The following is a 12277-nucleotide window of genomic DNA, read 5'->3' on the forward strand; positions in this document are numbered from 1 at the left end:
CAGGAGGGCGGCCGGTCAGAGCCAGGTGAACCACTCGCGGGGCAGCAGGGCGTAGCCGAGGAAGGCGACGATGTCGAGCAGGGCGTGCGCCACGATCAGTGGCATCACCCGACGGGTACGCAGGTAGAAGAGGCTGAACACGACACCCATCACCGCGTTACCGACGAATGCGCCGAATCCCTGGTAGAGGTGGTAGGACGCACGCAGCAGCGCGCTCGTGGCGATGATCGCGCCGACCCGCCACTGGAGCTGGCGCAGCCGGGTCATCAGGTAGCCGACCACGATCACCTCCTCCAGGATGCTGTTCTGGAACGCGGCGAGGATCAGCACCGGCACCGTCCACCACAGCTCGGGCAGGGCGGCCGGCACCAGGGTGGCGTTGATGCCGAGTTGGGCCGCCGCCCAGAACAGCGCCAGGCCGGGAAGTCCGATCAGCGCCGCCAGCCCGGCTCCCCGGGCCAGGTCGGACCCGGGCCGTCCGGTGTCCAGGCCGAGGGTCCGCACCGGATCGCCGGGATCCCGCGCCAACAGGTGTACGGCCAGCAGCACCGGCAGCAGCGCGAAGACGATGCCGAGCAGCTGGTATGTCAGGTCCAGATAAGGGCGGGCCGACGCGGAGGTGTTCAACGCGGCGGTCTGCCGCGACAGGCCGCCTTCGGCGGTCAGCTTCGCGATGATCGACACGGCGGCGTACACGGCCGACTGGCCGAGCGAGAGGCCGAGTACCAGCACCGTCTCGGTGCCGAGCATCCGGCGGGACACCGGGCGGGTGAGCTCAACGGTCACTGGTCCACTCTGCCCGACCGCCGACGCTCCGGGTGGCACCCGCCCTCCGGCGAGCAGCCCTCATGATGCGATCGCACATTCTGTGCGACCTTCATACACGCTCCGTGGAGATTCTGTCTGGGCCCGATCCGCCGTCAGAAGAAGGAGCGCCCCCGATGGACAACTTCGCGCGGCTGCTGAAGGAGAGCTGGACCCTGGTCGAGGAGGACCGGGTCCGGTTGAGCGGTCACTTCTACGCCCGGCTCTTCCTCCTCGACCCGGAGCTGCGCAAGCTCTTCCCGGTGCAGATGGCCGGCCAGGGCGACCGACTGCTCGAAGCGATCATCGCGGCGATCCACACGGTGGACGATCCGGAGGGCTTCGACGAGTTCCTCCGGGCACTCGGCCGGGACCACCGCAAATATCATGTCGACGCGGCCCACTACGACACAATGGGCGTGGCGCTGCTGGACGCGTTGCGCAGCATCGCCGGCGACGGCTGGAACCTGGAGTACGACCAGGCGTGGCGGGACGCGTACGCGGCGATCACCGAGAAGATGCTCGCCGGAGCGGCGGCGGACGACGACCCACCGTTCTGGCACGCCGAGGTGCTGACCCACGAGCGGTACGGCCCGGACACCGCCGTCCTCACCTGCCGGGCGCTACAGCATCCGCTGTCCTGGCAGGCGGGTCAGTACGTCAGCGTGGAGGTGCCGCGCCATCACCCCCGGGTGTGGCGGACGTACTCGATCGCCAACGCACCGAACGACGACAACGTGCTGGAGTTCCACGTCCGGACGCCGGCCGACGCCGCCGGCTGGGTCTCCGGCGCGTTGGTCCGCCGGACCCGGCCGGGCGACCTGCTGCGGGTGGCCGCGCCGATGGGTTCGATGACTGTCGACCGCTCGTCCGAGCGGGACATCCTCTGCGTGGCCGGCGGCGTCGGGCTGGCACCGATCAAGGCGCTGGTGGAGGAGTTGACCGGGTACAACCGGGCCCGCTGGGTGCACGTCTTCTACGGCGCCCGCACCGAGGCGGACCTGTACGGTCTGGACCGGCTGCGGGAACTTGTCGCTGCCCATCCGTGGCTCTCGGTGACTCCGGCGTGCAGCGACGATCCGGACTTCGACGGTGAGCAGGGCGAGATCTCCGACGTGGTGGCCCGGTACGGGCCATGGACGACGCACGACTGCTTCGTCTCGGGTTCGGCGCCGATGGTGCGTGCCACGCTCCGGGTACTCGCCGCCGACGACGTACCGCCGCAGCGGACCCGGTACGACACGTTCGGCAACCTGTAGAACTTTGCTCCCCCCGAAACCGGGGCGCGTGCCCCTGCCCCCTGGGGCACGCGCCCCGGTCCCCCCGATCGGGCGGACCGGCACCGCCCCGCGCCACCTCGCCCGTCCGGCCGTCGTTCCCACCCGGGCGGGCGGGGTCGCGCCCAGGAGTCGAGCCTGGTCAGTAGCGCCACGGGTGGCCGGATTCGCGGTACTCCTCGATCGGCACCAGCGGCACCCCGGGTGCCATCCGGTCGACGTAGAGCCGGCCCTCCAGGTGGTCGATCTCGTGCGCGACCAGGCGGGCCATGCCGAACTCGAAGGACGTGATGATCCGACCGCCGTCGAACTGTGCGTGTTCGACGTCCAGCCGCAGCGGTCGTGGCACCAGGCCGCGATGGTCGAAGAAGGAGAGGCATCCCTCGTACTGTTCGTCGGTGTGTGGCGCCGCGTCGACCACCCGGGGGTTGAGCAGCACGACCGGCTCGACGGTGCGGTCCGGCGGGCGGACCACCGCGGCGGCCCGGTCGAGGTCGAGCTGCGGTGCGGCGATTCCCACTCCCTTGGTGAAGGGGTGCAGTTCGTCCAGCCGGGCCAGCGCGGTGACCAGCCGGTCGATGATCTCCCGGGCGAGCGATTCCTCGCGCGGCAGGTCGAACGGACGGGCCGGCTGGCGCAGCAGGTCCGCGCCGCGCTGCACGATGCCGAACCCGCGCATCCGATCCGACGGTCGGACGCGCCCGCCTTCCGCCTCGGGCTCCGGTTGGGCCCGAAATCGCCACTGCAACCGGTATCGGGCGTTCAGCGGCGGCTCGTCGGTCGCCCAGTCGAAGATCGCCCGGTCGCCCTCGTCGCTACGGGTCACCGCGGTCCGCAGCGGGCCCTCCTCCGCCGAGAGCGAGGTTTCGGCGCCCCAGACCTGCGGATCCAGTGCCACCGGCAGGTCCAGGCGTACGGCGAGGTGCCGGGTCGGTACGCGGACCGCCCGCTGGAACCACGGCCCCCACTTGTCCTGCCCGACGGTGTACGCGTACTCGATGGTGGCGCGGCGACCGGGGTAGAGCGGAAAGCGGCGTTCGCCGTTCTCGAAGAGGAGCCAGATCTCCTTGAACGCGTCCCGGTCGTGCTTGGCGCGCCAGTGCATGGTTTCCCGCTCGCCGGACTCCTCGCGGCAGGCGGACAGTTGCAGCTCGGCGAAGCTGAGCGGGTGTTCCCGGTGATGGCGGTTGGAGCGGCCCGGGTCGTTCGGGTAGCGGTCGACGGCGACGCGGATCAGGTAGCGGGTGACCGGCTCGACTCCGGCGTTGTACAGCTCACGGCGGATGACGCAGCGGTACGCGCCCTCGGTGTGGGTGAGGACGGCCGTCTCGCGTTCGACGATCAGTCCGGTGCCGGGCGGCATCCACTGGCCGGGCAGGCCGCCTTCCCGGTGGTTGCGTTCGCCGCGGGCGTGGCGAAGGTCGTCGTACTCCCGGAAGCGCTGCCAGATCGCGCCGCTGGCCTCCAGGACGGCCTCGGCGCGCCGGGCGAAGTCCTCCGTGGGCCGGTGCCGGCGTCCCTCGACGTGACTGACGTACGAGGGGTCGAAGCCCATCAGGGTGGCGAGTTGTTTCTTGGACAGCCCCCGTTCCGTCCGGTGCCGAGCGAGTTCGGCGGCGAAGGAGTCGGCAGCCCGATCGAGCGGTGAGGTCGTCATCAGCTTCCTCGTGGCCGGGAGTACCAAGTTTCACGTTGAGTCGCCGGTCGCACACTCATCTGGCACCTAGTCGACAAGAACCTTGACTGATGTGCGGTTCCTACCGATACTGCCCCGAGTTTCCGCGCCGATACCGTGCGTAGCCCCACCGGCGCCCGCGACCCGGGTCGCCAACTCGATCCCGCCGTCGGGTTTCCCTGCGCCCCGAAGTGTGGTTAGGCTAGCCTTAGTACGGTCATGGACGCTTCGGATCGAGTGGGTCGGGTGACGCGGGGGTGGATCAGGTGACAGCGGTGCTGCCCCGCCACGACCCGGCCACCGCACCCCTGGCGCCGGTCACCACGACCCTGCGGGCCATGTTCGGCACCGACGACCTCCCCGGGCTGGCGCCGGGCCTGTGCGTCGTCGACGAGACCGGTTGGACCCCGGCGACCACCCTCACCGGTACCCGGCTGCCGGAGCTGCTCGACTCGGCCGTCCGGCTCTGGGGTGGCACCCCGCACGCCTCCGCCGCGCTCGCCTGGAAGGCATACAGCTACTGGGCAGCGCTGCCGGTGGTGCTCGGTTGGGCCGCCGCCCGTCGGGTGCCGTTGCTCGACCACACCGAGGCACTGATCCACTTCGCCGACCGGCGCGCCCTGGTGACCGTGGGACTACGCGAGTCGATCCCGGTCGCGGTGCTGCCGAACGATCCGCTGGCGCTCGCCGGGCTGCCTCAGGTCCGGGTGGTGGCCGACGAGCGGGAACTGCTCGGCGCACTTCGCGCCACCCTCCTGGACGGGCACCTGTCGCCCGTGGTCTCCGCGATCCAGGGCGAGGTACGCATCGGCGCCCGCACCCTCCTCGGCTCGGTGGCGTCCGGCATCGCCCACGGGCTGCTGCGTGCCGCCGACAACCTGCCCGGTTCCACGATCGAGGCGATCGACACACTGCTCGACGCACTCGGCCTGGCCGATCTGGTGGAGCTGGTGCCCGGGCCGAACGGTGAGCCGGTCGTGCAGCGTCGCACCTGCTGTCTGGCCTTCACCCTGCCCCAGCCGAAGGTCTGCCAGGGCTGCTGCATCCGCAGCTGAGCTGGTCCCGCCGCTCAGCCTGTCAGCGGGCGCACGTCCCAGAGCCAGACGCCGCCAGTGTGCTCGGGTTCGATGCCGGTCAGCTCGGTCATCCCGGTACGCAGCGCGTCGGCGCGCTCGTGCGGCCCGAGGATCACCACCCCGGCCCGCCAGTACCGCAGGTCCTCCACCACCGCCCGGCGCGTCCGCTCGGTGATCGGCGGCACCTCGCCGGTACGCCGGATGGTGCCGAAGAAACTGCTGGTGGGCCGGGGAGGCGCGGAGAACAGGGCGACCCGGTTCCGACCCGGCCGGGTGTCCGGGCCGAGAAAGTAGCCACGGGCGATCGGCATCTCCTGCCCGGTACGGGCGGACCAGCGCAATGGCTCGGCGTACTCGGTGTCGGGCAACGGCAAGGTCACCACGCTGCGCCCGCCGCTGAGGTAGGGACGCCAGGCACCCGAGGTGACGAACGCAGGGACCGGTTCGAGCCGTTTCGTCGGCAGCGGCGTGGGCAGCACCGGCACCAGCGCCATCGCCAGCCCGGTCACCGTGGCGAAGCGGATCTGCGACCGGCGGTCCGGGTACCGGGACGCCAGGTCGCGGACCTGCGCCGAGCCGTACGCCAGGATCAGTCCGATGATCGGGGTGATGGCCAGCGCCCAGCGGGTCGGCACCACCGAGTGCAGCACCGGCAGGTCCTCCAACAGCGCCCACGGCCCGGGTACGCCGGTTCCGCGACGATCGAAGCGGATCTCCCGACCGAGCGAGAGCACCGCGAAAAGCAGCCCGAGCGCGGCCAGGCCGAGCACCACGACGTTGCGCCGCAGCCACCACACCAGCGCCGCCACTAGGATCACCAGTGGCCAGCCGAAGAAGGCGTTCTCCTCGGTGGGGTTCTTGGCCAGTCCGGCGGCGCTGCGGGCGTCACCGGCCAGGGACTCGCGGGCGTAGGCGAAGAACGAGGCCAGGTCAGTGGAGTAGCCCCGGATCACCCAGGGCAGCCCGTGGTAGGCGCCGGGACCGAAGAACTGCACGTACAGCGGGTAGGCCAGCAGCACGGCGGAGCCGACGGCGGCCACCGCGAGGCCCGCGGCGAACGTACGGACCCGGGCCCGCAACTCGGACCGGCCGATCACCATCGCGACGACCACCACGGCGAGGCCGATGGCGGTCATCAGCAGGATCTCCAGGTTCAGGAACGCCTGCCAGACGATCGCCAGGGCCAGGAGCAGACCGTTGCGCAACCAACGCCCGGGGTCACCGAGCCGCAGGGTCCGCCAGATGATCAGCGGCACCACGTACTGCGACACGATGTTCGGATGCGCGTTGGCATGGGAGACCATGGCCGGCGCGTACGCACAGAACGTCGCACCCAGCCAGGCCGGCCCGCGGGCGCCGGGCAGCACCACGCGGGAGAGCAGGAAGTACCAGGCGGTGGCCGTGGCGATCAGGCCGAGCGTGAGGAATACCAGGAACGCGGCCCGGGTGCCGAACAGCAGGGTTATCGGTGTGAGTGGCAGAGATACGGACAACACAGACGTATTGGCCATCAGATTGACCGATTCCGGGACATTCATCCGGTCCGACGAGAATGGGTAGGCGAATTCGGTGACGACCCGGGCACCGTGCGCCAACATCCATTCGAATTGCGCCATGTCGGTGGGGTTGTCCCGAATGCCGTCGTCCGGATTCAGCCAAATCCGTGCGGTGACCCAGAAGCCGAGTGCCGCGAAGCTCACCACCGCTGCGGCATCCCTCCACCGCCCCGAGCCCACGCGGCCACTCGTTCGCTCCGAGCGGCGCGCCACCCTTCCCGCCCCGGACTGCGCCACCCGTCGCTCCGAATCGGGAGTAGTCATAACAATTCAGAGCGTAGTCGGCCTATCTGGCCAGCGTGCAGGGTTCGGGGCACTGGCGTAGTATCGGCGGAGTTCGCTGGCCACCACCGATCGTGCACCTACCCCCGACCGTTAATCGGCTATCGCGGGCCCCGATATCCCCGCCGTCCGGGCGGATGGTTCACTCAGTCGGTCCCGGCGCGGGTCGAGTCGTATCGTGAGGAATCGACGCATGGCAGAAATCACTGGGGATCAGCGCGTGCAGTCCGAGGTCCTGGAGGGCCTCGCCACGGCGGTCAATCACCGGCGCTGGTTCGTCGAGCTGGCCGTGCCCTACCTGGGCGACAACCCCATCGAGATCGGTAGCGGCCTCGGCGACTACGCCCTGGAGTGGAGCGAGAGCTTCCCCCGGTTCACCGCCACCGAGGCCGACCCGGACCGCCTGGTCGCGCTCAAGGAGCGGCTCGCCGATCGGCCCTCGATCGAGGTACGCCAGATGCTGCTGCCCAACCCCGAGCACGGTGACTACAGCGCTGCGGTCTCCTACAACGTCCTGGAGCACATCGAGGACCACGTCGGAGCGCTGCGCAGCATGGGTCAGCTGGTCCGGCCCGGCGGAGCGGTGGTCATCATCGTGCCGGCGTTCCAGTTCGCGATGAGCCCGGCGGACATCGCCACCGGCCACGTCCGGCGGTACACGAAGAAGACCCTGGCCGCTGCCATGACCGAGGCGGGCCTGCGGGTAGAGAAGATCCACTACGCGAACGCGCTCGGCCTGATCGGCTATTTCATGGCCACAAAGGTCTTCCGCCTGATGCCGAAGGAGGGCCCGATGGTGAAGGTCTACGACACCCTGGTCCTCCCCGCCACCAAGGCCGCCGAGCAACTGGTCCGCCCCCCCTTCGGCCAGTCCGTCTTCGCCGTAGCCCGCACCCCCTCCTGAACCCTTCCCCGGGACCGAACCCGTCCCGTTGATCATGAGGTTAGCGGCACTCGCAGAGATCGAAGTCGCCGCTAACCTCATGATCGAGCGAGGGTGGGCGGGGTCAGCCGGTGAGCTGGTAGGTGGGGCGGGTGGTGGCGCGGGCCAGGGTGTGGAAGGCGAGGTTAAAGCCGACGTAGGCGGGGGTCGCCTCCGGGGTGACGTCGAGACGTTCGACGTCGAGAGCGTGCACCGCGAAGACGTACCGGTGCGGACGGTCACCGGGCGGCGGCGCGGCACCGCCGAAACCGTGCTCACCGTAGTCGTTGCGTACCGTGAATGCGCCCTTCAGATCCTTCTCGGTCGCGCCGCGCGGCAACTCCGTCACGTCGGCCGGCAGGTTGACCAGCACCCAGTGCCAGAAGCCGCTGCCGGTCGGCGCGTCCGGGTCGAAGCAGGTCACCACGAAACCCTTGGTCTCGGCCGGGAAGCCCGACCAGGCCAGATGTGGCGAGACGTTGTCGCCACCGGTGCTGCCGTGCGCGTGAGCCGCGTCCATCGGCTCACCGTTGCGGACATCGTCACTTGTAAGCGTGAAGGAGGCGACGGTCGGCAGCAGCTCGTACGGGTCCGGAGCGATGGGACGTTCCAGGGTCATCGACACAGGTCCTTCCGGTGGAAGTGGTGTTCTGCGTCCCTTTCATACCCTGTGACGCGCTGACATTCGACAGAACCGGCCCCAAGTCCGCCGTAACCGAAAGCGCCTCACGGCGGTTGTCACCCTGCAACATCTAGCGAAGGAGTCTCTTGGCCGGGGTCTGGCGTGACTTCATCACCGCCGTCATCGATGCCGTGCGTCGACGTGACGAGGCGGATCTCAATGACGAACGCCGCCGGGCACTGGATCGGCTGGCCGACGAGAAGATCCGCGAGGAACAGCGGAAACGCCCCCCGGAGAGCACCTGAGGCAGGTGGCAGTCACATCGGCCGCGACCACGACCGCGTCGCTGACCACCGTCGGCGGGTTGCCGCTGCGCCCGTCCGACCGACAGCGGCTACGGGTGTGTTTCGCTGATCGCGATGACCTCGTCGAGGCGGTCCAGGGCGGCCTGCAGGTCGTCGACCTTGGCCTGGATGCGGTCCCGCTCGGCGCGCAGCATCGCGCGCTGCCCGGCATCGGTGTGCCCGGCGTTCCAGCAGGGCAGGAGTTCCGCGATCCGCTGGCTGGTCAGGCCAGCGGCGTACATCTGCTGGAAGAAGCGCACCAGGGTGACCGCGTCCTGCCGGTAGCGGCGCTGGCCGGACGGGCTGCGCTCCGCGGTGAGCAACCCCTGTTGCTCGTAGTAGCGCACGGCGCGTACCGAGACGCCAGCCTCCCGCGCCACCTCACCGATGCGGATCAGCCGCTCCGTGGCGGTCATGGTGACTCCTCTCACGCCGGCACCGACGTCCAGCGCTTGCCCCTGACGTCAGCGTCAGGTTTTAGCGTAGCCGGTATGGATATCAACAACTCTGTTGCCCTGGTCACCGGGGCCAATCGCGGCCTGGGCCGCGCCTTCGCCAAGCGCCTGCTCGAACGCGGCGCCCGCAAGGTCTACGCGACAGCCCGCCGGCCCGAGAGCGTCGATCTGCCCGGAGTCGAGGTGCTGCCGCTCGACATCGCCGACGCCGCCTCCCTACGCGCCGCCGCCGAGGCCGCCCCGGACGTCTCGCTGCTCGTCAACAACGCGGGAATCCAGACCGGCACCGACCTGGTGACGGGTTCGCTTGCCGCGATTCGGCACGAACTGGAGACGAACGTGCTCGGTCATCTGGGGATGATCCGGGAGTTCGCGCCGACGCTCGCCCGCAACGGCGGGGGCGCGATCGTGAACGTCCTCTCCGCCATGTCGTGGTTCGGAGTCCAGGGTGCCAACGCCTACCACCTGACCAAGGCCGCCGCGTGGGCCATGACCAACGGGGTCCGCCTGGAACTCGCCGAACAGCGCACCCTCGTGACGGCGGTGCACCTCGGCCTGGCCGACACCGACATGTCCGCGGGCTGGCCTGTGGACAAGATCGCACCGTCGGACCTGGCCGACGCGGCGCTCGACGGTGTCGAAGCGGGCTCCGCCGAGGTTCTCGCGGACCAGTGGAGCCGGGACGTCAAGTCCCGACTGACGCTGAAACCGGAAGAGTTCAACGCCGCGATGGACCGCGCCCTGGCGACGCTGACCTGAGCCGTCCTTGCACCCGAGCAAGGGACTCCCATTCGCGGGCCAGGTGGGCGGAGGGTGTGGGATTCGAACCCACGAAGACATCGCTGCCTTACCGGTTTTCAAGACCAGCGCCATCGGCCACTAGGCGAACCCTCCCGGACCACGCGGTGCGCGGCCGTGCCTAGTCTGCCACGCCGTGTACGCCAGCGAACGGCCGAGCCACCCGGGCGGTGAGGACGGTGCGGGGCGCGACGTGGAGCCGGCTCAGGATCGGGTAAGACTGGGACATGCGAGCGATCACCGTTGTGGAGCCCGGCGGACCCGAGGTACTCACCTGGAGCGAGGCGCCGGACCCGCAGCCGGGTCCGGGCGAGGTGGTCGTGGACGTCCGGGCCACCGCGGTGAATCGGGCCGACCTGTTGCAGCGGCAGGGGCACTATCCGCCGCCGCCGGGCGCGCCCGCGTACCCCGGGTTGGAATGCTCCGGGGTGGTGAGCGCCACCGGCCCGGACGTGGCCGGCGTGCGGGTGGGTGACCAGGTCTGCGCGCTGCTGGCCGGCGGCGGGTACGCCGAACGGGTGGCGGTGCCCGTCGGGCAGGTGCTGCCGGTGCCGGACGGCGTCGACCTGGTCGACGCCGCCGGGTTGCCGGAGGTGGCCTGCACGGTCTGGTCGAACGTGGTGCAGGTGGCCCGCCTGGCAGCTGGCGAGACACTGCTGGTGCACGGCGGTGGCAGCGGCATCGGCACGTTCGCGATCCAGCTCGGTGCCGCGCTCGGCGCGACGGTGGTGGCGACCGCGCGGGCCACCAAGCACGAGCGGCTGCGCGAGCTGGGTGCCGACCTGCTCGTCGACTACCGGGAGCAGGACTTCGTCGAGGAGGTCCGGCGGGCCACCGACGGCCGGGGCGCGGATGTCGTCCTGGACATCATGGGCGCGTCGTACCTGGGCCGGAACGTGGCCGCCCTGGCCGCCGACGGGCGGCTGGTGGTGATCGGCATGCAGGGCGGCCGCAAGGGTGAGCTGGATCTGGCTGCGCTGCTGGCCAAGCGCGGCACCGTCGCGGCCACCGCGCTGCGTTCCCGGCCGCTGGAGCAGAAGGCGGCGATCGTACGCGGGGTACGCGAGCAGGTCTGGCCGCTGGTCGAGGCGGGCCGGGTACGTCCGGTGATCGACCGCCGGCTGCCGATCACCGACGCGGCGCAGGCGCACCGGCTCGTCGAGTCCAACGAGCACGTCGGCAAGGTCCTGCTCACCGTCGGCTGAGCGTGGCGACGTGCCGGGCAGCCGGGCAGCCGGGCAGCCGGGCAGGAAGCTAGCCGGGTAGCACGAGGCGTGCTCCGGGGCCTTCACCGGCCAGGTTGTCCTCCGGGTTGTAGAGGGTGCAGCGCCGCAGCGAGAGACAGCCGCAGCCGATGCAGGCGTCCAGGTCGTCGCGGAGCCGGTTCAACAACCGGATCCTCTCGTCCAGTCGAGCCCGCCAGGTCGTGGAGAGCCTGGCCCAGTCCTCGGCGGTGGGAGTACGGGCGGCGGGCAGCGAGTCGAGCGCGGCACGGATCTCCTCGAGCGAGATGCCGACCTGCTGGGCGATCCGGATGAACGCCACCCGGCGCAGCTCACCGCGGTGGTAGCGGCGCTGGTTGCCGCTGGTCCGCTCGGCCCGGATGAGCCCCAGCCGCTCGTAGTAGCGCAGCGCGGACTGCGCCACCCCACTTCGGGCGGAGAGTTGGCCGATGGTCAATGCTTCCTGCATCACGTCGCCTTGAGTTGAACCTCGCTTCAACTTGCAGGCTATCCGTATGACCAGACTTGCCACCACGGCCCGGGTTGCCGAGGCCGCCGCACCGATCGATGGCCGCGACCAACTCGCACCGCTGCTGGAGCGCGTTCGCGCCGGCCGGGAGTTCGGTGCGAACGTCCTGTCGACCCTCGACGTGCTCCAGGTGCTCTACGACCGGGTGCTACGGATCACCCCGGCGACCGTCGACGACCCCGACCGTGACCGCTTCCTGCTATCCAAGGGCCACGCGGTGGCCGGCTACTACGCCCTGCTCGCCGCGAAGGGCTTCATCCCGCCGGACTGGCTCGACGACCAGGGCGGGCCGTCGAGCCGGCTCGGCGACCACCCGGACCGGACCCTGATCCCCGGCGTGGAGATCGGCTCCGGCTCGCTCGGGCACGGTCTGGGGCTGGGTGTCGGCAGCGCACTCGGGCTACGCGCCCAGGGCCGGCTCGGCCCCCGGGTCTACGTGCTGCTCGGCGATGCCGAACTGGACGAGGGCTCGAATCACGAGGCGATCGCGTACGCCGGGGCGCTCGGCCTGGGCAACCTGACCGCGATCGTGGTGGACAACTTCTCCGCCACCCACGGCTGGCCGGGCGGAGTGGCCACCCGGTTCACCGTCAACGGGTGGACCGCCGCGACGGTGGACGGGCGGGACCGGGACGCCCTTCACCCGGCACTGACCGGACACCACGGCCACCGGCCGCACGTCGTGGTCGCCCTCGTCGGGGACGGTGAGTGAGC

The 12277-nt window shown here is 70.4% G+C and carries 13 protein-coding genes and 1 tRNA gene; 7 read left to right on the forward strand and 7 right to left on the reverse strand.

Annotation, left to right across the window (positions count from 1 at the left end):
* Window positions 1–15 precede the first annotated feature (15 nt).
* Window positions 16–786 carry a CPBP family intramembrane glutamic endopeptidase gene (locus tag KBX00_RS01175; protein ID WP_210822333.1) on the reverse strand — a complete coding sequence of 257 codons (771 nt, stop codon included), beginning with the start codon at window positions 784–786 and terminating at the stop codon, window positions 16–18.
* A 155-nt stretch (window positions 787–941) separates the two neighbouring features.
* On the opposite strand from KBX00_RS01175, the gene KBX00_RS01180 reads away from it, so the two are divergent.
* Window positions 942–2063, forward strand: coding sequence for a globin domain-containing protein (locus KBX00_RS01180; RefSeq protein WP_210822334.1), 1122 nt, complete (start codon window positions 942–944; stop codon window positions 2061–2063).
* 160 nt (window positions 2064–2223) lie between these two features.
* Here KBX00_RS01180 and KBX00_RS01185 read toward each other — a convergent pair whose 3' ends face one another.
* Window positions 2224–3738, reverse strand: coding sequence for a peptide deformylase (locus KBX00_RS01185; protein ID WP_210822335.1), 1515 nt, complete (start codon window positions 3736–3738; stop codon window positions 2224–2226).
* 356 nt (window positions 3739–4094) lie between these two features.
* Between KBX00_RS01185 and KBX00_RS01190 the strand changes: the two genes are divergently transcribed.
* On the forward strand, window positions 4095–4811 hold the full coding sequence (locus KBX00_RS01190) for a hypothetical protein (RefSeq protein WP_210822821.1): 717 nt from the start codon (window positions 4095–4097) through the stop codon (window positions 4809–4811).
* Between the two features lie 14 nt (window positions 4812–4825).
* Here the strand turns inward: KBX00_RS01190 and KBX00_RS01195 are convergent, their stop codons facing one another.
* Window positions 4826–6652 (reverse strand): hypothetical protein, encoded by a 1827-nt coding sequence (locus tag KBX00_RS01195; protein ID WP_301547125.1) that lies wholly within the window; start codon window positions 6650–6652, stop codon window positions 4826–4828.
* A gap of 211 nt (window positions 6653–6863) precedes the next feature.
* On the opposite strand from KBX00_RS01195, the gene KBX00_RS01200 reads away from it, so the two are divergent.
* A complete protein-coding gene (locus KBX00_RS01200) occupies window positions 6864–7574 on the forward strand; it encodes a class I SAM-dependent methyltransferase (RefSeq protein ID WP_210822337.1) in 711 nt (236 codons plus the stop codon).
* Between the two features lie 103 nt (window positions 7575–7677).
* On the opposite strand, the gene KBX00_RS01205 is transcribed toward KBX00_RS01200, so the two are convergent.
* Window positions 7678–8211, reverse strand: coding sequence for a YbhB/YbcL family Raf kinase inhibitor-like protein (locus tag KBX00_RS01205; protein WP_210822338.1), 534 nt, complete (start codon window positions 8209–8211; stop codon window positions 7678–7680).
* A gap of 149 nt (window positions 8212–8360) precedes the next feature.
* Between KBX00_RS01205 and KBX00_RS01210 the strand changes: the two genes are divergently transcribed.
* Window positions 8361–8519: a hypothetical protein gene (locus KBX00_RS01210; RefSeq protein WP_210822340.1), complete on the forward strand. Its 159-nt coding sequence runs from the start codon at window positions 8361–8363 to the stop codon at window positions 8517–8519.
* An 89-nt stretch (window positions 8520–8608) separates the two neighbouring features.
* Here KBX00_RS01210 and KBX00_RS01215 read toward each other — a convergent pair whose 3' ends face one another.
* Window positions 8609–8974, reverse strand: a complete 366-nt coding sequence (locus tag KBX00_RS01215; protein WP_210822341.1) for a MerR family transcriptional regulator — start codon at window positions 8972–8974, stop codon at window positions 8609–8611.
* A 75-nt stretch (window positions 8975–9049) separates the two neighbouring features.
* On the opposite strand from KBX00_RS01215, the gene KBX00_RS01220 reads away from it, so the two are divergent.
* Entirely contained in the window at window positions 9050–9772 is a 723-nt protein-coding gene (locus KBX00_RS01220; protein ID WP_210822342.1) for an SDR family oxidoreductase, read from the forward strand.
* Window positions 9773–9820: 48 nt separating this feature from the next.
* Here KBX00_RS01220 and KBX00_RS01225 read toward each other — a convergent pair.
* A tRNA-Ser gene (locus KBX00_RS01225) sits at window positions 9821–9907 on the reverse strand.
* A gap of 131 nt (window positions 9908–10038) precedes the next feature.
* Between KBX00_RS01225 and KBX00_RS01230 the strand changes: the two genes are divergently transcribed.
* The gene (locus KBX00_RS01230) at window positions 10039–11016 is read left to right on the forward strand and encodes an NAD(P)H-quinone oxidoreductase (RefSeq protein ID WP_210822343.1); all 978 of its coding nucleotides are present in this window, start codon (window positions 10039–10041) and stop codon (window positions 11014–11016) included.
* 49 nt (window positions 11017–11065) lie between these two features.
* On the opposite strand, the gene soxR is transcribed toward KBX00_RS01230, so the two are convergent.
* Window positions 11066–11503: a redox-sensitive transcriptional activator SoxR gene (gene soxR / locus KBX00_RS01235; RefSeq protein ID WP_210822348.1), complete on the reverse strand. Its 438-nt coding sequence runs from the start codon at window positions 11501–11503 to the stop codon at window positions 11066–11068.
* A 46-nt stretch (window positions 11504–11549) separates the two neighbouring features.
* Between soxR and KBX00_RS01240 the strand changes: the two genes are divergently transcribed.
* Complete coding sequence (locus KBX00_RS01240) at window positions 11550–12275, forward strand: transketolase (RefSeq protein ID WP_210822350.1); 726 nt, start codon at window positions 11550–11552, stop codon at window positions 12273–12275.
* Window positions 12276–12277 lie beyond the last annotated feature (2 nt).

Source organism: Micromonospora sp. C95, assembly GCF_018070465.1.
Taxonomy (GTDB): domain Bacteria; phylum Actinomycetota; class Actinomycetes; order Mycobacteriales; family Micromonosporaceae; genus Micromonospora.